This window comes from Streptomyces sp. NBC_00273, assembly GCF_036178145.1.
In the GTDB taxonomy this organism is placed as follows: domain Bacteria; phylum Actinomycetota; class Actinomycetes; order Streptomycetales; family Streptomycetaceae; genus Streptomyces.
Window position 1 is genome coordinate 931,265 of sequence record NZ_CP108067.1, and the last position, 19,826, is coordinate 951,090.

Below are 19,826 nucleotides of genomic sequence, written 5' to 3' on the forward strand. Positions count from 1 at the left end.
GGGCGCGCGGGACGACGCGCCTGCCCGATGATGGCCCCGGCCGGGGGGAATCCGGCCGGGGCCGTCGCCCTGCCCGCCCGGCCCGAACCGCCCCGCCCCGCGCCGCGCCCGGCCCCCGTAACGGCCACTGCACCTAGGCCAGGAACGCCGCGGTGGTCGCCACGAACCGGTCGGCGTCGTCGAGCCAGGGGTAGTGGCCCGCGCCCCGCTGTACGACGAGGGTGGCGCCCGGGATCAGCCCGGCGAACTCGGCCACCGACCGAGGGGGGCTGTTCAGGTCGAACTCCCCCGCGAGCAGCAGCACGGGGCCCCTCCAGGTGGTGAGCGCTGCGCGCGTGGCCCGCGGGTCGAAGGCGCCGTCGGCCGCGAAGAGGGTGACGGCCTCCGTGTTGTCCGGGCGGGCTGCCGCCTGGTGCTGCCGGGCCGCGGCGTCCCACCGGCCGTGGAGGAAGGGGCTGATGGCGTCCCAGTCGCTGCCGGTGCCCCCGGTGATCGCTTCCAGCGCCGCGAACGCGCCGGGGAACCACGGCTCGTCCTTCCGCAGCTGCGCGAGCTCCCGCCGGTCCTCCCCGGTGATGACCACGCCGACGGCCCGGGTGCCGGGGGTGATCAGGGCGAGCCTGCGGACCCGGTCGGGGTACCGGGCCGCGTACTGCGTGGCGAGGTTCGCCCCGGCCGAGTGGGCGAGCAGGTCGATCCGGGCGCGTCCGAGGTGCTCGCGCAGGGCCTCGAGGTCATCGACGAGGCGGTCGCAGCGGTAGGTGGAGGTGTCCTCGGGGACGTCGGACCGGCCGGTGCCGCGCAGGTCCAGGACGATCAGCCGGCGGTGCGCGGACAGGCCCCCGAGGTCGCCGAGGTAGGCGGAGTCCGCGGGGCCTCCCGGGACGCAGACGACCGGGTCGCCGCTCCCGTGGATGCGGTAGGCGAGCCGGGTTCCGTCAGGTGCGGTGAAGGTGGGCATGCCGCGGATCCTGTCAGCCATAACTCGGTTATACAACTTGGTTATGGCGGATGGCGGGCTCCGGTGTATAACCGAGTCGTGGCAGACCGAGAGAGTGTGGAGCGTGCGCAGTTGACACCCGAAGCGCTGACCGAGGAACAGGCCGCGCGGATGCTCGCCGGCATGAACGAGGTCATTCGAGCGGGTGAGGAGATGCGGAAGCTGCGCGCCGAGATGATCAAGCTGTTCGCCGGCTTCGGCTGGACCCAGGACACGATCGCCCGGATCGCCGACATGAGTCAGCCCGCCGTGTCCAAGCAGGTGGCGAAGCACGCGCTCGACGACCAAGCGCCCCCGATGGGGCTCGCCCTCGACCAGTACGACACCCCGTGGCTCGAAGGGCGCCTGTGGGGACTCGCGGAGGCGGTCGCCGAGACCCTCGACGCCGCGGGCTGCACCCGCTGCGTCGACGCCCTCGCCCGGGGCCGCAAGCGCTTCACGCCCCGGACCGTCGACGAGCTGCGGCGCCTCCTCGAAGCGGACCTGACGCTCCGTCGCACGGAGTTGCCGACGGCCTTCCGGGCCGCGTACGACGAGATCAGCCGCGCTCTCGACGTGCCGCCGAAGGCGACGACCGGCACGCCGGTCACGGTTTCGGCCCCGGTACGCCGCACCCTCGCCCACCGGGTGCAGCGCGACCGGCTCCAGGACGAGCGGCTCCCGGGCGGGCGGCTCCCGGGCGGCGGGCACTGATCCCTCCGCCCGCCACACTCGGACGAACGCGCGGCCGACCGTCCCGTACCGGACAGATGTGCCGATCGGCCCGCGCGGGCCCGACTCCCGCTGCTGAAGTGTGTGTCGTCAGCACTCCGATCCGGAGAAGGGGAAGATCCTCATGCGCATGCGAGTCCGCGGCACCCTCGCCACCACCTTCGTCGGCACCACTGCGGCCCTCGTCGCCCTGCTCGTTCCCGGCACCGCGCACGCCGCCCCGGCGAAGCTCAGCCATGCGTCGGCGGTGAGCCAGTTGAACGCCACGGGCGGCATCGGCCTGTCCTCCAGCGGCGGTTGCAGCAACCGGAACAACAGCACCTGTACCTCGCTGGAGCAGGTCAACGCCGCCACCATCAGCGACGTCATCACCCTGCGCAACGCGAGCCACTGCGCCCTCACCATCACCGGCGGCACCGAGGTGGGACACGCCTCGGGCACCTACAGCCACTGGAACGGCTACAAGATCGATTTCAGTCCGACCAGCTGTGTCAGCACCTACGTCACCGGCAGCTTCACCCGGATCGCCGACCGCGGCGACGGGGCCGCCCGCTACCGGTCCGCCGCGGGCAACGTCTACGCCCGGGAGGGCAACCACTGGGACGTCACCTTCTGCGGCGGCAGCGCGGCCTGCACCTCCGCGGCCAGCTCCTGAGCGCACCCGACCGCCGGACGGCCCGCCCGGGCCCGGCGCAGGCCGGGCCCGGGCGGGCCTCACCGTCGGTGCTCTCCGAGCACCTCCCGGATCACGTGCCGGGCGTTGGCCGCCATCGCCGGGTTCGTCGTGCGGTAGTAGGGCAGCGCGATCAGCGCCTGCGAGAGCGTCCTCGCCCGGCCGCGGCGCCAGGTCACGTCGTCCACGCCGAGCCCTTCGCGGAAGACCGTCCTCGCAGCGGGCGGCAGCAGGTTCCATGCCGGAAACAGATCGCAGGCAGGATCTCCCGCCCCCGCGCACCCGAAGTCGATGACCGAGGTCAGCCTGCCCCCGTCCACCAGCAGGTTGCCCGGCATCAGGTCGGCGTGCAGCCATACCTCCGGGCCGGTCCACTCCGGGGCCCGCAGCGCGTCTTCCCATACGGCGGCCACGGCATCGCAGTCGACGCCCTCCCCGGGGATCCCCCGCAGTTGCTCGATCGCCGCCCGGGTCGACGCATCGAGGGAGGCGAGCGGCCCCCCGCGGTAGGCCTTCGGTGCCCCGGGCAAGGCGATGCTCCGCATGGCCGCCACGAAGGACGCCAGGTCACGGGCCAGCGCCACGGGCTCGTGCACCGCCCCGGCCTCGGGATTCTCCCCCGCCAGCCACCGGTACACCGACCACGACCACGGGTAGCCCTCCGCGGGCTCCCCGGCCCCGAGGACTTCGGGGACGGCCGTCGGCAGCCGGGGCGCGAGGCGGGGCAGCCATTCGCGTTCCATCGCCACGTCCTCGGCCCCGCCCGCCAACATCGGCAGCCGTACGACCATGCCGTCGCCCAACCGGTACATCCCGTTGACCGTGCCGCCCGACGGCAGCCGCTCCACGGTCAGCCCGGCCCACCGGGGGAACTGCCCGGCGATCAGACGGCGTACGAGGTCCTCGTCAACGGGGTGTGCGCCGGGATGCATCGGTGCGGTGCTCATGGACCACCATCCGATCGCCGACCGCCCACGGCGTCAAACCCTTTTCCCACCGCACCGCCACCGCCACCCGCACCCGCGCGCGCCGCACCGTTGCCCGACCGGGGTCGTGATCGTTTGCGTGGCTGACGGGACATTCGGGGCAGTCATGACGGACGGGGCGAGTGGTCGGGTTGCGAGTTGCGCGAAGGACCGTACTGCAGGCGGCGTCCGCGGGCGCCCTGACCGCGCTGCTCGGCCGCGCGTCCGTGGCGGCGGCCGTCCCGGGCGGCGCCGCCGGGGACCGGGTCAGGCTGCGCTTCACCCGGGCGACCAACGGAGCGGCCACCGCCTCCGCCACCGGGGAGCGGGTCGTCGCCGAGGTTCAGGGCGTTCTCTGGTCGCTGCCCCCGGACGGTTCGCCCGCGACCCCGCTGACCCCGCCCGATCTGGAACCCGGCCGCCCGGTGTTCTCCCCCGACGGTCGCCAGGTGGCGATGAGCGCCTACCGGGGCGGCACCTTCCACATCTGGCTGATGAACGCGGACGGCTCCGGCCTGCGCCCGCTCACCGACGGCCCGTTCGACCACCGCGCGCCCGCCTGGTCGCCCGACGGCCGCTCCCTCGCCTTCTGTTCCGAGCGCGGCGGCGATCCGGTGGCCGGGAGCCCGTACCGGATCTGGACCGTCACCGTGACCGGCGGCCGCCCGCGCCGGCTGACAGGCCTGCCCGGGCAGGAGGGCCCCGGCCAGGACGGGGAGTGGGAGGACTTCGACCCGGTCTGGTCGCCGGACGGCTCGCGCGTGCTGTTCGTACGCGGCACGCCCACCGGGGAAACCCTGACCGCCCGGACCATCGCCTCCGTGGCCACGGAACCCGGTTTCGGGGGTCCGGTCCGGGTCGAGCACACCGTCACCGACGGCAGGCTGCTGGCTCCGGCGCTCTCCCCGGCCGGACGCACCGCCTGGCTGTCCGCGGCTCCCGGCCCCCGCAAGGCCGAGACCTTCTCCCTCTTCGCCGACGGCCGTCCGGTCCCCCTCGACGATGATCTCGCGCCCGCTCCCCCGCGCTGGATCGGTGACGACCAGCTGCTGATCACCCTCGACGGGCGGTTCCGGGTGGTCCGCCCCCACCGGGACGCAGGCGCCGACGGCCGCGAGATCCCCCTCGACGCCACCCTCGAAGTGTCCCGGCCCCGCTACCGGGTCAAGGAGTACGTCCTGGAGGCCGAACGGAGCCTTCCCGTCCGGGGCATCCACCTGCCGGCCCTCTCCCCCGACGGCCGCAGCGTCGCCTTCGCCGCACTGAACGCGCTGTGGGTCGCGCCCGTCTCCGGCGGCGCGCCCCGCAAGATCGTCCAGGCCCCCGTCACGGCGTACGTCCAGGGACCGGTATGGAGCCCGGACGGCCGCGCGCTGGTCTACACCGACGACCGCGACGGCCTGAACACCGTGCGCCGCAGGGAACTCGACAGCGGCCGGGAGAGCGTCCTGGCCGCGGGCGGCCGCGTCTACGGGGTGCTGTCGCCGGACGGCACGAGGCTAGCCGCCCTCGACCTCGCCGGGCGGCTCCTCGTCCGCGACCTCGCGAGCGGGATCGAGACCCCCCTGGTCGCGGCCCTCGGCGGCGGCGGTCTGCCCGGCCCGCCCAGCTGGTCGCCCGACGGCCGCCACCTCGCCCTCTGCGACCGCAACCGGCTCAGCCGGCGCTTCCGCGAGGGCTACAACCTCGTCCGGATCGTCGACACCGCCACCGGGGCCGACCGCCTGCACGCGCTCGCCCCGCACGCCTCGCTCGCGGACCGCTACGCCTCCGGCCCGGTCTGGTCCCCCGACGGCCGCTTCCTGGCCTGCGTCGGCGAGTCGGCCCTGTGGCTGCTGCCCGTCGGCCCCGACGGCGCGCCGACCGGACCGGCCCGGCGCCTGACCGACGAGCCCGCCGACCACCCTTCGTGGTCCGCCGATTCCCGCACCCTGCTCTACCAGTCCTGTGCCCGGCTCCGTCTGCTCGCCCTCGACGCTGCCGGCGCACCGGCCGGAGCGCCGCGGACCGTACCCGTCTCCCTGAACTACCGGCGCCCCGCACCCGTCGACACCGTCGTGCACGCAGGACTGCTGTGGGACGCCACCGGCTCCCCGCCGCGCGCCGACGTCGACGTCCTGCTCCGCGGCGGCCGGATCACCGCCGTCGAGCCGCACCGACCGGGCCGCCGCGCCACCCGCACCGTGGACTGCTCCCACGGCACGGTCCTGCCCGGCCTGTGGGACGCGCACGTCCATCCGTACCCCTACACCTACGGGGCGCGCCAGGGTGCGCTGCACCTCGCGTACGGGGTCACGACCGTCGTGTCGCTCGGCGGCTCCGCCTACGAACAGGCCCGGCTGCGCGAGGACATCCGGGCCGGGCTGCTCGCCGCACCCCGTCTACTGGCGGGCGGGGAGCTCCTCGACGGCTCGCGGGTCGCCTACAGCATGGGGCGCGCCCATCGCACGCGCGCCGGGTTCGCCCGCTCGCTGGCCCGGGGCGCCGCGCTGGACTGGGACTTCGTCAAGACGTACGTACGGGCGCCGTACGCGTACATGGCCGAGGCGGCCCGCTTCGCGCACGAACGGCTCGGCGTCCTGGCCGGCTCCCACCTGTGCGCCCCCGGTATCGGGTCCGGCCAGGACCTGACCACGCACCTGGTGGCGACCGAGCGGGCCGAGTACGGGCACGGGTCCACCCCGCGGGGGCACACGTACCAGGACACCCTGGAGGTCTACACGCGCGGCGGTTTCGACCTGATCGCCACCCCTTTCACGGCCCTCCCGCTGATCGGCGCCGATCCGGCGCTCGCCGACGATCCGCGGGTGGCGTCCCTGATGCCGCCGTGGGACGTGGCGGCCGTCCGGGCCGCGGCCGCCGGGCCGCCGAGTGCGGAGCAGAGCGCGGCGCTGGAGCGGGAGGTCGGCGTCTACCGCCGTGTCGTCGAAGGCGGCGGGCGCCTCGCGCTGGGCACCGACGCCCCGCTCACCCCGGTGGGCCTCCACCTCCACCTCGCCCTGCGGGCCCTGCACCGGTACGGCCTGACGCCTGCGGAGGCCCTGACGACGGTGACCTCGGCCCCGGCCCGGATGTTCGGCGTCGCGGACCGGCTCGGCACGGTCGAGCCCGGCCGGATCGCCGACCTCACCCTGGTCGACGGCGATCCGTTCACCGACTTCGACGACCTGGTCCGCGTACGGGCGACCGTCCGCGGCGGGAACCTGCGTGAACGCCCGTCCCTGGAACGTGCCTTCGCGCCCTCCGCCGAACCCTCGGCCTCCGACCCGGACCCGGACCCGGCCGACTGGCGCGCGGTACTGGACCAGATGCTGCGCGACGGCTGCTGCACGCCGCACGTCTAGGCGTTTCGAGCAGGCCCGTTGTCAGAGCTCGCTGGCAGCATCGACCCCATGAACGTCACCTTCACCACCCCACGGCGGCCGGTCGAGGTCACCGCGCTCTTTCCTCAACTGGCCCCGCTGGCACGCCCGGCCGTCCGGTTGCACCCCCGCGCCGGTTCTCCGTCGGTGCACGACAGCTCGGTCGGCGGGCCGCTGCTGTGGCCCGCCGACGAGCCGTGGCCGTACTGTCACGAGTCGCACGACCAGGTGGACCAGCTGTACGAGGCGTACGGGGTGAAAGTCAGTTCGGACATCGAGTGGCACCCGGGTCCGAACCCCATGGTGCCCGTGGCCCAGCTGTACGTGCGCGACATACCCCTGCTGCGGCCCCCGGGGCGGGCCGACCTGCTCCAGGTGCTGTGGTGTCCCTTCGAGCACGAGCCGGACCTCAAGCCTCCAACGGCACTGTTCTGGCGGTCTTCCGCCGAGGTCACCGACGTCCTCGCCGCGCCGCCCGGGCCGTTCGCGGTGGAGTACGGAGAATACGTGCCGCGGCCGTGCGTGCTCGCGCCCGAGCAGATCACCGAGTACCCCAACTTCCTGGAACTGAGCGCGGAGTTGCGCGAGCAGCTCCAGGACTGGAGCCGGTGGCAGGCGGCCGGATCCGGAGTGGACAGCTCCTACGCTCCCTACCCGAAGTCGTTCTACGACAGCCACCTGTCCCTCGCCCCCGGCTGGAAGGTCGGTGGCTGGGCCCCGTGGGGCCTCACCGATCCCGTCGCCCGGTTCTGCTCCGCCTGTGACGCCGGCATGGTCCCGCTGCTGACCATCTGCTCGGGCGAATGGGACGGCGGCACCCACAATTGGATCCCGTACGAGGACCAGTCCGTCGCCCAGCAGGGCGGCGACATCGAGTCGAACCCGCCCGAGGTGCAGGTCTCCAAGGGTGACCACCTGCAGCTCTACGTCTGCCCGGAGTCCCCGGAGCACCCGCACACCAGCCTCATCCAATGAGCCGTTGCTGAGGCCCGGCCTGCCCTGTCAGCGGTCGCGCCTACAGTCGCCGCATGACGGTGAACGACCGGACGGCAACGGCAGGGCCCGGCCGCGCCGCCCTCGACCATCTCCTGCGGCTGATCTCGGAATCCGCGTGGGGCGACGACCTGGTCCTGCGCGGCAGCATGGTCATGCCCGCGTGGATCGGTGGCCGGGCCCGGCCACCGGGTGACCTCGACTTCGTCGTGCCGCCGCCGTCGCCGGTCCCCATCGATCGGCGGGACCCCCACCCGTACGTCCCGGCGTACGACACCGTGCAGCAGTGGCCGGAGGCCGCCGACGGTGCGGCCCGCTACGAGATATGGGCGGACGGGGAGGAGGAGTTCGAGACGCGGGGGCTGCGCGCGAACGTGCCGCCGGAGGGCCTGGTCTGGCAACCGGAGCCGGAGCCGGCGGACTTCCCGCCGTACGAGGACCTGCTGGACCGGGTCCGTGCCCGCCCACTGGCCGCCGCGGGCGTCCTGCTGGACGCGGACGGGGCGCGCCGGGACGGTACGTGGGCCTACGCGTACACGAACGGCGAGGTCGGGCCCGCCGGGATCAGGATCCTGATCCCGTGGCGGGCGGACTCCGGCGCGGTGGGGGTGGCGCAATTGGACTTCTCCCGCGACGAGCGGCTGCCCGAGGCACCCGTCTGGACGGCCGTGCCGCGCAGCGACGGCGGGGTCACGGTGGCCCGGACGGCGAGCCGCGAACTGTCGCTGGCCTGGAAGCTGCGGTGGCTGGTGGCGGACGCCACGGCCGGGGACGGTCCGCAGTGCAAGGACCTGTACGACGCCGTGCTGCTGGCGGAGGCCTGCCGGGAGCGGTCCCTCCCGGAGCCCCCGTGCCTGGCCGGCGTGCGGCCGGACGAGCGGGCGTGGCAGCGCTTCTGCGCGGCCCACCCCGGGGTGCGGGGCTCTGCCGCCGACTGGCTCGCCCGACTCCGCACCGCGCTGGCCCCGGCCCCGGCCCCGGCCCCGGCTGGCCTATAGGGGCCGGTCGGGGCCGATCCGGTCAGGCGTCGGCGTCGGCGGTCCGCCAGCGGCGCAACCCGATGGAGGAGAGTTCGATCAGCTCGCCCCGGGCGTGGTCGTGGTGCGTGGGGCGGAATCCGGCGAGGGCCCCGAGGCGGGCTCCCGTCGTGGGGTTCCAGATCTCGAGCCCGGACTCGGAGGAGGAGAACAGCAGCCCGTCCGCGGCGAAGGAGCGGCCCTCGGGCCCGCCGAAGGCCGCGATCTCGGCGGGCTCCCCTGTTCCAGCGGGTCCGCCCGCGCCTCGGCGACCGAGGTCGAAGACGCGTGCCCCGGGCGCCAGTTCCACGTCGTCGTAGCCCAAGCCTTCCAGGACCGGGCGGTCCTCGTCGAGCCAGACGATGGAGCGGTCCCAGTAGTACGCACAGGCCGGCGGTCCGGCCCAGCCGATTTCCCCGGACCAGGCGCGCTCGCCGTCGGTGAGCCACTGGTCCAGGTTCCAGGCGACGGGCCGGCCGAGGGGGTGCCGCACCCAGGCGTCCGACGCGATCCTGGTGCCTGCCGGGCCGGGGTGCAGGGCTCCGTGGAAGTGGCCCGACCAGACCGAGGAGTCGTCCTCCGCCCCGGGCACGCGGGCGACCTGGGCGCCCGTCACGGCCCCGGGCGTGGGCGAGCATGGCCAGCGTCGACGGACCGGCCGCCCCGGCCGCCGGCATGCGGTAGCGGCGGGCGACGGCGAGACCGAGGCGGGCGCGGCGCTCGACGGCCTCCGCGTCGTTGCAGGTCGCCGCGATCATCGCGGTCACCTACGGCCGCGAGGAGGAGGACGTCCAGCGGACCGAGAACTCCCGCACGCACCGTGATCGGCCCGATGTACCAACGGCCCTGCGTTCGAACACGCCTTGCGGCCGACGGCCCGCGGTGGGCCGGGGCCGAGGCGGCGGGCCGTGATCAGGGCCGGTCGCACCAGGCGAAGGCCGCGATCCGCCAGCCGTCCGGCGTACGGACGAACTGGATGGTCTTGGTGCCCGCCCCCTCGAACGGCTTGCCGTCCAGGAGCCCGGACTTGCGGTACTCGCCGAAGCGCGACGCGATGTCGCCGGCGATCTCGGTCCGTTCGGAGGTCTCCCACTCGGAGAACTCGGCCAGGCGTCCGCCGGCGGCCAGCAACACGCGGCGCGGCTCGATGAATTCGTCCACGGTCCAGACCGTGAACTGCGGGCCGGTCATGGTGATCACTCCGCCCGGCAGGACCAGTCGACGGATCCGGTCCAGATCGGCGGCCTTGCCGCCCCGGTTGTCGAAGGCGCCGAAGAACTCCGCGGTCACCACGTCTATTTCGGCCTTGGACGACATGGCGCGACATTAACACCGGGGAGCATCGTGCGCGGCGGACGGGCCGCATCGGGACCGCTGCGGCCGTCCGATCAGGCCGCGAGCGCTGTCGTGATCACCAGCGGCGGTCGCGCCCGCTCCGCCGACCACGCACGGCCGGCCGCGAAGTCGGCGTCGGCCACGGTCAGTGCCTCGTCGACGGTGGGCCGGTGCTGGACGACGTCCCGGAATCCCGCGCGCTCCAACAGGGGCGGGAGGATTGCGACGGGCCACGCGTGGTTGCGTACGTCCTGCCAGGTTCCGTCCGTGCGCCGCAGCCGTACCGTCAGCTCGTCGCCCGGCCCGTACGCCCCGCCCGGGTCGCCGATGCGCAGCGAGGCGTACTCCGTGCCGCTGCACGCGGGATCGGTGGCCAGCAGTACGAACGGGGCGCCCGGGCGCAGGAGCCGGCGGATCTCGGTGAAGACGCCGAGCACGGCCTCTTCGGTCGGCAGCGAGGCCAGTACGTGGTTGCACATCACCGCGTCCGCGCAGCCGTCCGGCAGGTCGCTCACGCGTCCGGCCTCGACCAGGTGGTACTCGGCCACTGCGGTCGCCGAGCCGCGGGCCAGCGCCAGCATCTGCGGGGAGGTGTCCACCCCCAGCACCCTCGCCCCCAGCTGCCGGGCCGCCGCGTCGGCCACCTTGCCCGGCCCGCACCCGTAGTCCACCAAGACCTCGCCCGCGCCGATCCGGCGGGCCAGGGCCCGGAAGACGAACGGATACCCGAGCAGCCAGTCCGTGGCCGCCTCCACGGCCGCGAATGCCCGCGCCCCTTCACGTCCGGACCAGTCGGTACCGTCTTCGGCGCCGCAGGGCCCGGGTCCTTCCGGCCTGTCGTTCACCATCCCACTATCGACCCACGGCGGACGCACGGCAGTGGAACGACACGGGGCCCGGGGTGTCCGCCCGCGGGTGCAGGACGCCCCGCTAGAGGTCGATCCAGTAGCGCCGCTTGGGGCCGATCAGGGTGTCGCGGACGTCCTCCAGTACCCCGCCGTTGCCCTCGATCGTGCGGACCGACGCCTCGTTGTCCGGGTCGCAGGTCAGCAGGACCCGGTCCATCCCCAGGACGCGCGCCTCGTGCAGGACGGCCGCGAGGGCCCAGGTGGCCAGCCCCCGACGACGCGCCGAGGGCCTGACGCTGTAGCCGATGTGGCCGCCCGCGTCGAGGAGGAAACCGTTCAGGTAGTGCCGCAGGTCGATCGCGCCCAGGTACGTGTCGCCCTCGGCGATCCACCAGTACGTCGCGTGGACCCGGCCGTGGTCGACCGGCAGGGTGCGGTCCGACTGCCGGCGCAGTCGCTCCGCCCAGGCCGCGAAGCCCTCCGGGGTGTCCACGTCGTCGTCGGAGCCGAGCCCGGCGCCGTCCAGATGGGCGTCCGGTCCCCATTCCCGCTGCGCGGCGAGCCAGGAAGCGTGCAGGTGGGAGGTGGGGGCTATGAGCTCGGGCATACCTCGGACGATAACAGTCGACCGGGCCGGGCTCGTGCAGCAAGATCCGTCGGGGACGGCCCGTGCGGAACGAGGGACGGTCTAGGCGGAACCCGTCGGCAGGGGCCGTGCACGGGCGATGACCAGGGCGACGTCGTCGTGGTCGTCCGTGCGGCGCAGGGAGTCCAGGAGGCGGTCGCAGGTCTCCTCCAGCGGGCGTCCGGTGTCGGCGAGCAGGGTCAGCAGGAGGTCGAGGCGTTCGTCGATGGGCTGGTCGCGGGTTTCGACCAGGCCGTCGGTGTAGAGGACGAGCTGGTCGCCGGGGTCCATGGCGATGGTGGTGGACTGGAACGGGATGCCGCCCACGCCGAGCGGTGCGCCGGTGGGCAGGTCGAGCAGTCGGGGCTGCCGGCCGGAGCGGATGAGGACGGGGGGCAGGTGTCCGGCGAGGGCGACCCGGCACTGGGCCTCGTGGGGGTCGTAGACGACGTAGACGCACGTGGCGATGGTCTCCTCCAGTGCGGCGGTGGTGTGGTCCAGCTGGTGGAGCACCTGGGGCGGGTCGAGGGCGAGTTCGGCGAGGGTGCGGGTCGCCGTGCGCAGTTGTCCCATGCTGGCCGCGGCGTTGATGCCGCTGCCCATGACGTCTCCGACCACGAGGACGGTGGTGTCGTCGGGTCCGGCGATGGCGTCGAACCAGTCGCCCCCGATCTCGCTGCTGGCCGCGGCGGGCCGGTAGCGGTAGGCGACTTCCAGGCCGGGCGTGGGGGGCGGGTGGTGGGGCAGGAGGTGGTGCTGGAGGGCGAGGGCGGTGTGGTGCGCGTTGCGGTACCAGCGGGCGTTGTCGATGCACACGGCGGCGCGGGCGGCGAGTTCGCCGGCCAGCACGATGTCGTCGTCGTTGAACGGCAGCGGGTTGCGGGTGCGTTTGAGGTCGAGCGCGCCGAGGACCTCGCCGCGGGCGATGAGCGGAACGGCAAGGTAGGAGCGCAGCCCGGCGCGGCTCAGGAGGTCGGCGGCGGTGCTGTCGCGGGCGATGCGCGAGATGTCCTGGGCCTGTACGTGCGCGACGAGGACCGGGTGGCCGGTCGTCACGGACTGGGTGACCAGCCGGTCCGCGGCGTAGCGGGCAATGTCCCCGGGCGGGTCGGCGGCGCGGACGGCGTCGCTGGGGTAGGCGGCCGCGAGGGCCAGCGCCCGGAACACCGCGGGCTCGTGGGCGGAGGACCTCAGGGTCGGCCGGCCTTCGAGGACGGAGTCGAGGATGTCGACGGCGGCGATGTCCGCGAGCTCGGGCACGACGACGTCGGCGAGCTCGCGGGCGGTCTGGTCGAGATCGAGGGTGGTGCCGATGCGGACGGTGGCGTCCGCGATGAGGGCGAGGCGGCGGCGGCTGCGGGCGATCTCGATGGCCGCCCGGTGACTCTGGGTGACGTCGACCACGGAGGTGGCGAGGCCCAGTACCCGGCCGGTGGCGTCCTCCAGTCGGTAGTACGACACCGACCAGGCGTGTTCGGTGCGGTCGCCGCCGTGCGTGCGGCCGGCCGTGAACTGTTCGAGCAGCGGCGTTCCGGTGGCCAGGACCTGGCGCATCGCCGACTCGGCGGCCTCCGCGTCGTCGAGGAAGGCCAACGCCTCGCGGACCCCCCGGCCGATGTGGTCTTCGGCGGGCAGCCCGTTGATCCGCTCCAGCGTCGGGTTGACGAGCACGTACCGCAGCTCGGTGTCCAGGACCGCGAGGCCGATCGGGGACTGGGCCACCAGGCGCGCGGACAGGGCGAGGTCCCGCTCCAGCTGGCGCAGCCGGGTCCGGTCGGTCGCGATGCCCAGGGCGAACATGTCGCCGTGCTCGTCGAGCAGCCGCATGTTGCGGAACTCCACCAGGCGCGTGGTGCCGTCCCTGCGCCGCACCGGGAAGGCCCCCGCCCAGTCCCCGGCGCCTCCCATGACGCGCGCGAACAGCTCCGTGACCAGGCCCACGTGGTCGTTGGCGGCCAGCAGCCGGGCAGCGGGGCGGCCGAGTGCCTCCGCCGCCGTCCAGCCGAACAGCTGCTCGGCCTGCGGGCTCCACAGTGCGACCCGTCCTTCGGAGTCGAGGACGACCGCCGCGACGTTCAGGACGTCGAGCAAACCGCTCGGCGGGGAGACCCCGGCCATGCCGGGTCTGATCCCACCGGTCCCCGCCCCGTCGATCGCACTCATCGGCGACGCTCCTTCCGGCATCGTCGGCCCGGCGCCGCCCGCCGCCACCCGCCCTGGGGCGGTCCGAGGCGCACGGCTTCCTCTCATCGTGCCCCCGAACCCGCCCGGCAGCGTCCGGAGCGTCCCCGCCGGGACCGCCGCGCACCCGCCGCCCGCTCGTCACGCACGGAACGGCGCGCGTCGCAACCCGACGTTCGTCGGGGTCCGGGCCGGCCGTTCGGCCGGGGCGGGAGGGCCCCGGCGTTCCTACGGTCGGGCCATGGAATCGAACACCCGATACGGATGGGCCCGACGGCTGCCGCTCGCCGGCGCGACGGCCGGAACGGGCGCCGCGGCCGTCGCCTGGGCGGCGCCCGGCGGCGCGCTGGGCACGAACGAGCCGGTACGCGTCACGGAGGGCGCCTCGGCGACGGTCTACCGGTCACTCGCCCGGAGCGTGGCGGGCGACTGGCCCGCCTGGGCCGGGACGGCACTGGAGGCGGCGAGCGAGGGCACGCTGGTGCTCCTGGTCCTGCTGCTGTTCGCGGCGGGCCTGTGCTCCCTGCGGCGCCGTGATGCGCCGGGCCTGGCCGGGGTGACCCTGGCGGCCGCCGGGACCGTGGCCGCCTACGCGCTCAGCCAGGCGCTGAAGCTCCTGGTCGACGAGGAGCGGCCGTGCCGGGCCGTGGCGGGGGCCCTGGCGGTCGCACCGTGTCCCGCGCCCGGCGACTGGTCGTTCCCGAGCAATCACGCCACCCTCGCCGCCGCTCTGGCGGTCGGGGTGACGCTCGTACGTCCCCGGCTGGCGGCCCTGGCCCTGCCGGTGGCCGTGGCCGCCGCCCTGCTGCGGGTCCTGGTCGGCGTGCACTATCCGCACGACGTCCTGGCGGGCGCGGCGCTCGGGGCGGGCGCCGTACTGACCGCACGGATCCTCCTGCTGCCCGCCACCGGGCGCGCGGCGTCAGCGCTCCTCGTGCGGAGCCCGGCCCGCGGGCGGCGCCGGGACCGCGCCGGCCTCGTGGGCGACCACCGCCGCCGCGGCCCGGTTGTCGACGCCGAGGCGGGCGAGGATCGAGCTGACGTGGGCCTTCACCGTTCCTTCGGCCAGGTGCAGGCGGCGCGCGATCTGCCCGTTGGACAGTCCGCCGCCCAGGAGGCCCAGCACGTCCCGTTCCCGCGCGGTCAGCGCGTCGACGCGGGCGCGGGCCGCGGAACGGCGGCTCGCGCGGGCGCCGGCGCCGTCGGCCGCGAGATGGGCGACGACCCGGGCCGCGACCTTCGGTGACAGGTAGGCGGCGCCTTCGGCGACCGCCCGGACACCGGCCTGTAGCTCCTCCGGATCGCCGGACTTGATCAGGAAGCCGGTGGCGCCCTCGCCGAGCGCGCGCAGGATGTAGTCGTCCTCGCCGAAGGTCGTCAGCATCACGACTCCCGTCGCCGGTACGGTCCTTCGTATCTCGGCGGCGGCCGCGATGCCGTCGGTGCCCGGCATCCGGATGTCCAGGACGGCGACGTCCGGGCGGTGGTGCTGCACGAGCCGCACCGCCTCGTGGCCGTCGGCGGCCTCGGCGACGACGGTGATGCCGGGATCGGCAGCGAGGACGGCGCGGACGCCCGAGCGGATCATCGGCTCGTCGTCGGCGATCAGGATCCGGATCATCGGACTTCCCTCCCGGTGAAGGTGTCGGTGGAGACGAGCCGGCCGGCGCGGAAGCAGAGCCGGTAGATGTCGCCCGAGCGGTCGTCGAAGGGGTCGGCGGTCTGTACGTAGAACTCGCAGGTCGCACCGTCCGGTTCGGAGGTGGGGGCGACCGGCCTGCGGGTCGTCTGCCGTGCCGGCAGGTACGGCGCCACCTCGGCGCGGGGCTGTCCGAGACTGAGCCGGGCGTGGTCACGCGGGGCGAGGACCGACTGCCGGGCCGCCACGGTGTCCCAGGCCCGCACCCCGAGGACGAGCGCGGCCGCAGTCGACAGCGGCACCAGCACGGCCGCGACGGCGGTACGGCGCAGCCGGCGGCGGGCGCTGCGGTGCTCCGGGGGCAGTACGACGCCCGGGCGGGCAGGATCGGCAGGCCGCGGCGGGGCCGCGCCAGGCCGGTGCGGGAGCACGGCGCGCACGGCGAAGCCGTCTCCCTCGGGGCCCGCGGTGAAGGAGCCGCCGGCCAGCCGGACCCGTTCCTCCAGGCCGATGAGCCCGAGTCCGTGGGGCTCGCCGGGGGCGGCGCCCGGGGGCGGGGCGGTGGGCGCCGGGCCGCGGACCGGCCCGTTCGTCACGACGACCTCGGTCCGGCCCGCCCCGTCCGCCGCGTCCGCCGCGTCCGCCGCGTCCGACGTGCCCGCCCTGTGCCGGACGACGACCGTGGCGCGGGAGGCGGGCGCGTGCTTGGCGACGTTCGTCAGCGCCTCCTGGACCACGCGGTACGCGGCCCGGTCGACGGCCCGCGGCAGCGCCGCGGCCCCCGGTTCCCCCTCCACCCGCAGCCGGACGTCCAGTCCCGCCCCGGCGGCCCGGTCCACCAGGCCCCCGATCGCGGCGAGCCCGTTCTCCGATCCGCTCTGCGGCCCGGGCACCGGGTCCGAGGGGCCGTGCAGGACGCCGATCACCTCCCCGAGCCGCTCCACGGCGGCTCCCGCCCTGGACCGGATGTCCCGCGCGGCGGTGCGGTGGGCCTCGGGGAGTCCGGGGGCCAACTGCAGCGCTCCCGCCGACAGGGCGACGAGGCTGAGTTCGTGGCCGAGGAGGTCGTGCATGTCCTGCGCGATCCTGGTCCGTTCGCGCAGTCGGGCCCGTTCGGCGAGCAGGAACTGCTCCCGTTCCAGCCGCGCGGCCCGCTCCCACCCGGCGCGCACCAGTTCGCGGTACTGGCGTCGGAACCGGCCCGCGAACCACGGGAGCACCGCCGCGGCGAGCAGCGTCAGTACGAACCGGGTCGCCCACGCGAGCCACCCGGGCACCAGGATCGCGACGGGCACGGTCGCCACGAGGACCATGGCCAGGGCCGCCCCCGCGCTCCGGCCCGGCCCCGGTCCGCGGCCGGCGAGGTAGGCGCTGACCACCGCCGGGATCCCCCACCACGGGTCGGCCACGCTCGCGCCGACGGCGGCGACCGCCGCGATGAACAGCCCTGCGGGTAATACCTGTTGCAGGACCCGGGGCTCAATGATCACTGATCTCACGCGCCTGACCCTACGGAACTCCCCCGGACCGGCGGCACTGCCGAAAGTCCACCTTCGGACCCCATCGGTCCCGACGGCTGCTCGCCGCCAGGTCGCCGCGGCCCTCGGCGGGCGGGCCGGCGGGCCCGGCCGTACCGGCGCCGGGGTCCCGACCGCGTAGGCTCGGCGGATGGCGAAATACTTCGACGTACACCCCGAGAACCCCCAGCGGCGCACCATCGACAACGTGGTCGACATGATCCGCGGCGGGAAGCTCGTCGCATACCCGACCGACTCCTGCTTCGCGCTGGGCTGCCAGCTCGGCAACCGTGACGGCATCAACCGGATCCGGTCGATCCGGAACCTGGACGACCGTCACCACTTCACCCTCGTGTGCCAGAACTTCGCACAGCTGGGCCGGTTCGTACAGATCGACAACGACGTGTTCCGCGCCATCAAGGCGGCGACCCCGGGCAGTTACACCTTCATCCTCCCCGCGACCTCGGAGGTGCCGCGCCAGCTGCTGCACCCGAAGAAGAAGACGGTCGGAGTCCGGATTCCCGACCACGTCGTCACGCAGGCCCTGCTCGCCGAGCTCGGCGAGCCGCTGCTCTCCAGCACCCTGCTGCTGCCCGACGAGGCCGAGCCGATGACCCAGGGTTGGGAGATCAAGGAGCGGCTCGACCACGAGGTGGACGCCGTACTGGACTCGGGTGACTGCGGTACCGAGCCGACCACCGTCATCGACTTCTCCGGTGGTGAGGTCGAGATCGTGCGCCGGGGCGCGGGCGACACCACCCGGTTCGAGTAGCCGCACCGGAGCCCCAGGACGCCCCGGCCGCCGTTCACCGCCCGGCCCCGGGAGCCACCTTCGGGTAGATGCCCAAGTACCGGTACGCGCCGGATTCGACCTGGTAGAGGTGCGCGGTACCGGCCCGGGTCAGCACGTGGGTGTTGGAGTCGAAGGACAGCGGTTTGGCCAGGCCCTCGTGAGCCGTCCGGAAGATCCGCCGGGTCACGCCCGCCCGGTCCCTGCCCTCCTCCACCAGGCCGGTCAGGGTCGCGGCGAGCAGCCCCACGGCGTCGTACGCCTCGGCGGCCCAGCGGGCGGGCGGTTGCCCGTACGCGGCGCGGTGGGCGGTGACGAACTCGGCGGCGGCGGGGACGGCCAGCGGGTCGGTGAAGAGGGCGGCGAACGCCCAGCCGTCGGCGGCCGGACCGGCGGCCGTGAGGAAGGCCGGTTCCATGGCGTACTGGAGGCCCATCCGGCGGCCCTGGAATCCGCCCTCGGTCAGGGCGCGGGCCATCTGGGCCGCGCGCTGCGGTGAGGTGCCGGCGTAGACGACGGCCTCGGCCCCGGCTTCGGTCAGCGCGCGTACGGCGCCGGCGAAGTCGGAGCTGCCCGCGGGGATCCGGTGCACGCTGAGCGTGCCCTGCGACGGCGGTGACTGTTGCAGGTGCTGGACGACCAGGGAGGCGGGCTCGCCGCCTTCGACGTCCTCGACCAGGCCCGTGCGGTTTACGGGCCGGATCCGGCTGAAGTAGTCGATCACCGGGAGGGCGAGCTGGTCGCCGGCCGGGCGGGTGGCGACCACCGTGCGCCATTTCTCCCGGGAGAGGGCGTTCTCGGGGCTGTCGGCGGACACGAGCAGCAGGGCGAGGTCGGCCGCGCCGGCGGCGACGGCCAGTTGGGGCACCGCGTCGTCCCAGGTGGGACCGGCGAGTGCGACCACAGCGGGGTCGGCGGCCAGTTCCGTGAACACCTGCGCGGCGCGCGTGGCGTCCCCGCCGTCGTCGGCGATGCGCAGGGCCAGCCGGAACGCGGCGTCCGACCGGCCGTTGTGCCGTTCCACGGCGAGCTTCATGCCGCGCTCGTGGGCCTGGCCGATCTCCTTGCCGGGCCCGGTCAGGTCGGCCAGGAGGGCGAGGGTGTGGGTGGCGAGTGCGCGGGCGGGCGGCGGTGTCGTGCCGCGGGCCCGGCCGCGGGTGGTGAACCAGGCGACCGGCGCGCCGATGACGGCCAGGCCCGCGCCGGCCCCGAGCAGCCGTCTGCGCGTGAGGCCCCGGACGGCCGCCTCCGGCGCGTCGATCCGCGTCGGCTCCGGGGCGGGCAGGTCCAGGGCCCTGGTGGAACGCTCGGCGATCAGCCGGGGCAGCGGGGGCGGCAGCCAGTCCTCGCCGTCCGGGCCGGTGAGGTCCTCCCCGAGTACGGCGCCCAGCTCGTCCGGGGTCGGCCGGGCCGCCGGGTCCTTCGCCAGGCAGGCCAGCACCGGGTCGAGCAACTCCGGTGGCAGTCCGGAGAGTTCGGGCTCGTCGTGCACCGTACGGTAGACCACCGCGGCGGCGTGCCCGCCGCCGAACGGACCGTGCCCGGTCGCCGCGTACGCCAGGACGCAGCCGAGGGAGAACACGTCGCTCGGGGCGCCCGCCACGGCGCCGTCCGTACGGGCCTGCTCCGGTGCCAGGTATCCCGGAGTGCCGAGGACCGCGTCCACGGCGGTCAGCGTGACCGCGCCCTCGGCGCGCGCGATCCCGAAGTCGATCAGCCGGGGCCCGTCCGGGGCGAGCAGGATGTTGCCCGGTTTGACGTCGCGATGGACCAGTCCCGTGGCGTGCACCTGCGCCAGTGCCTCGGCGAGCCGCGCGCCCAGGGTCCGTACCGCCCGGACGGGCAGTGGACCGTACCCTCCGACGGCCTCGGCCAGGGAGGGCCCGGGGACGTAGGGGGTGGCCAGCCAGGGCTCGCGCGCCAGTGGGTCGGCGGCGACGACCGGGACCACCCAGCGTCCGGTCAGCTGTCCGGCCGCCTCCACCTCGCGCCGGAACCGGGCGCGGAAGTCCGGGTTCGCGGCGTGGTCGGCGCGGATGACCTTGACGGCGACCAGGGTGCCGGCGGCGGAGCGGGCGAGGTACACGGTGCCCATGCCGCCCGAACCGAGGCGTCCCAGCAGCCGGTTCCCGCCGATCTCGGCCGGATCGGCGGGGGTGAGGGGGCGCATC

16 protein-coding genes and 1 pseudogene are annotated in these 19,826 nt (G+C 74.7%); 7 read left to right on the forward strand and 10 right to left on the reverse strand.

Annotated elements, in window-relative coordinates:
- Window positions 1-133 precede the first annotated feature (133 nt).
- Window positions 134-961 carry an alpha/beta fold hydrolase gene (locus tag OG386_RS03800; protein ID WP_328793156.1) on the reverse strand — a complete coding sequence of 276 codons (828 nt, stop codon included), beginning with the start codon at window positions 959-961 and terminating at the stop codon, window positions 134-136.
- Between the two features lie 78 nt (window positions 962-1,039).
- Between OG386_RS03800 and OG386_RS03805 the strand changes: the two genes are divergently transcribed.
- Together OG386_RS03805 and OG386_RS03810 are read left to right on the forward strand one after the other, a co-directional pair.
- A complete protein-coding gene (locus tag OG386_RS03805; RefSeq protein ID WP_328786735.1) occupies window positions 1,040-1,693 on the forward strand; it encodes a sigma-70 family RNA polymerase sigma factor in 654 nt (217 codons plus the stop codon).
- A 148-nt stretch (window positions 1,694-1,841) separates the two neighbouring features.
- A complete protein-coding gene (locus tag OG386_RS03810) occupies window positions 1,842-2,366 on the forward strand; it encodes a hypothetical protein (RefSeq protein WP_405790893.1) in 525 nt (174 codons plus the stop codon).
- Window positions 2,367-2,425: 59 nt separating this feature from the next.
- On the opposite strand, the gene OG386_RS03815 is transcribed toward OG386_RS03810, so the two are convergent.
- Window positions 2,426-3,316 carry an aminoglycoside phosphotransferase family protein gene (locus OG386_RS03815; RefSeq protein WP_328793157.1) on the reverse strand — a complete coding sequence of 297 codons (891 nt, stop codon included), beginning with the start codon at window positions 3,314-3,316 and terminating at the stop codon, window positions 2,426-2,428.
- Between the two features lie 185 nt (window positions 3,317-3,501).
- Between OG386_RS03815 and OG386_RS03820 the strand changes: the two genes are divergently transcribed.
- The 3 genes from OG386_RS03820 to OG386_RS03830 are packed head-to-tail and all read left to right on the forward strand — an operon-like array spanning window position 3,502 to window position 8,702.
- Window positions 3,502-6,693, forward strand: a complete 3,192-nt coding sequence (locus OG386_RS03820; protein ID WP_443053087.1) for an amidohydrolase family protein — start codon at window positions 3,502-3,504, stop codon at window positions 6,691-6,693.
- Between the two features lie 48 nt (window positions 6,694-6,741).
- Complete coding sequence (locus OG386_RS03825) at window positions 6,742-7,686, forward strand: hypothetical protein (protein ID WP_328786738.1); 945 nt, start codon at window positions 6,742-6,744, stop codon at window positions 7,684-7,686.
- 53 nt (window positions 7,687-7,739) lie between these two features.
- Window positions 7,740-8,702: a hypothetical protein gene (locus tag OG386_RS03830; RefSeq protein ID WP_328786739.1), complete on the forward strand. Its 963-nt coding sequence runs from the start codon at window positions 7,740-7,742 to the stop codon at window positions 8,700-8,702.
- A 22-nt stretch (window positions 8,703-8,724) separates the two neighbouring features.
- Here OG386_RS03830 and OG386_RS03835 read toward each other — a convergent pair whose 3' ends face one another.
- The 5 genes from OG386_RS03835 to OG386_RS03855 form a co-directional block, all read right to left on the reverse strand.
- The gene (locus tag OG386_RS03835) at window positions 8,725-9,336 is read right to left on the reverse strand and encodes a hypothetical protein (protein WP_328786740.1); all 612 of its coding nucleotides are present in this window, start codon (window positions 9,334-9,336) and stop codon (window positions 8,725-8,727) included.
- 296 nt (window positions 9,337-9,632) lie between these two features.
- On the reverse strand, window positions 9,633-10,037 hold the full coding sequence (locus OG386_RS03840; RefSeq protein WP_328786741.1) for a DUF4440 domain-containing protein: 405 nt from the start codon (window positions 10,035-10,037) through the stop codon (window positions 9,633-9,635).
- A 71-nt stretch (window positions 10,038-10,108) separates the two neighbouring features.
- A complete protein-coding gene (locus OG386_RS03845; RefSeq protein ID WP_328786742.1) occupies window positions 10,109-10,903 on the reverse strand; it encodes a class I SAM-dependent methyltransferase in 795 nt (264 codons plus the stop codon).
- An 82-nt stretch (window positions 10,904-10,985) separates the two neighbouring features.
- Window positions 10,986-11,510 (reverse strand): GNAT family N-acetyltransferase, encoded by a 525-nt coding sequence (locus tag OG386_RS03850; RefSeq protein ID WP_328786743.1) that lies wholly within the window; start codon window positions 11,508-11,510, stop codon window positions 10,986-10,988.
- An 81-nt stretch (window positions 11,511-11,591) separates the two neighbouring features.
- Window positions 11,592-13,691 (reverse strand): SpoIIE family protein phosphatase, encoded by a 2,100-nt coding sequence (locus tag OG386_RS03855; protein ID WP_327380932.1) that lies wholly within the window; start codon window positions 13,689-13,691, stop codon window positions 11,592-11,594.
- 259 nt (window positions 13,692-13,950) lie between these two features.
- Here OG386_RS03855 and OG386_RS03860 point away from each other — a divergent pair.
- A pseudogene (locus OG386_RS03860) lies at window positions 13,951-14,529 on the forward strand (phosphatase PAP2 family protein); the annotation flags it as partial.
- A 102-nt stretch (window positions 14,530-14,631) separates the two neighbouring features.
- Here the strand turns inward: OG386_RS03860 and OG386_RS03865 are convergent.
- Together OG386_RS03865 and OG386_RS03870 are read right to left on the reverse strand one after the other, a co-directional pair.
- Entirely contained in the window at window positions 14,632-15,330 is a 699-nt protein-coding gene (locus OG386_RS03865) for a response regulator transcription factor (RefSeq protein WP_328786744.1), read from the reverse strand.
- Window positions 15,327-16,847 (reverse strand): sensor histidine kinase, encoded by a 1,521-nt coding sequence (locus tag OG386_RS03870; RefSeq protein ID WP_328786745.1) that lies wholly within the window; start codon window positions 16,845-16,847, stop codon window positions 15,327-15,329. Before OG386_RS03870 ends, OG386_RS03865 begins: the two co-directional genes overlap by 4 nt.
- A gap of 169 nt (window positions 16,848-17,016) precedes the next feature.
- Here OG386_RS03870 and OG386_RS03875 point away from each other — a divergent pair, with 169 nt between their 5' ends.
- Window positions 17,017-17,637: an L-threonylcarbamoyladenylate synthase gene (locus OG386_RS03875; protein ID WP_328786746.1), complete on the forward strand. Its 621-nt coding sequence runs from the start codon at window positions 17,017-17,019 to the stop codon at window positions 17,635-17,637.
- 34 nt (window positions 17,638-17,671) lie between these two features.
- Here the strand turns inward: OG386_RS03875 and OG386_RS03880 are convergent, their stop codons facing one another.
- Window positions 17,672-19,825: a bifunctional serine/threonine-protein kinase/ABC transporter substrate-binding protein gene (locus tag OG386_RS03880; protein ID WP_328786747.1), complete on the reverse strand. Its 2,154-nt coding sequence runs from the start codon at window positions 19,823-19,825 to the stop codon at window positions 17,672-17,674.
- Window position 19,826: the final 1 nt, after the last annotated feature.

What these genes read in the sequence shown, in the direction of transcription:
- OG386_RS03800 (WP_328793156.1), bottom strand. Translation starts at nt 961, where the DNA reads ATGCCCACCTTCACCGCACCTGACGGAACCCGGCTCGCCTACCGCATC.
- OG386_RS03810 (WP_405790893.1), top strand. Translation starts at nt 1,842, where the DNA reads ATGCGAGTCCGCGGCACCCTCGCCACCACCTTCGTCGGCACCACTGCG.
- OG386_RS03815 (WP_328793157.1), bottom strand. Translation starts at nt 3,316, where the DNA reads ATGCATCCCGGCGCACACCCCGTTGACGAGGACCTCGTACGCCGTCTG.
- OG386_RS03825 (WP_328786738.1), top strand. Translation starts at nt 6,742, where the DNA reads ATGAACGTCACCTTCACCACCCCACGGCGGCCGGTCGAGGTCACCGCG.
- OG386_RS03830 (WP_328786739.1), top strand. Translation starts at nt 7,740, where the DNA reads ATGACGGTGAACGACCGGACGGCAACGGCAGGGCCCGGCCGCGCCGCC.
- OG386_RS03840 (WP_328786741.1), bottom strand. Translation starts at nt 10,037, where the DNA reads ATGTCGTCCAAGGCCGAAATAGACGTGGTGACCGCGGAGTTCTTCGGC.
- OG386_RS03845 (WP_328786742.1), bottom strand. Translation starts at nt 10,903, where the DNA reads ATGGTGAACGACAGGCCGGAAGGACCCGGGCCCTGCGGCGCCGAAGAC.
- OG386_RS03850 (WP_328786743.1), bottom strand. Translation starts at nt 11,510, where the DNA reads ATGCCCGAGCTCATAGCCCCCACCTCCCACCTGCACGCTTCCTGGCTC.
- OG386_RS03855 (WP_327380932.1), bottom strand. Translation starts at nt 13,691, where the DNA reads ATGAGTGCGATCGACGGGGCGGGGACCGGTGGGATCAGACCCGGCATG.
- OG386_RS03865 (WP_328786744.1), bottom strand. Translation starts at nt 15,330, where the DNA reads ATGATCCGGATCCTGATCGCCGACGACGAGCCGATGATCCGCTCGGGC.
- OG386_RS03875 (WP_328786746.1), top strand. Translation starts at nt 17,017, where the DNA reads ATGGCGAAATACTTCGACGTACACCCCGAGAACCCCCAGCGGCGCACC.
- OG386_RS03880 (WP_328786747.1), bottom strand. Translation starts at nt 19,825, where the DNA reads ATGCGCCCCCTCACCCCCGCCGATCCGGCCGAGATCGGCGGGAACCGG.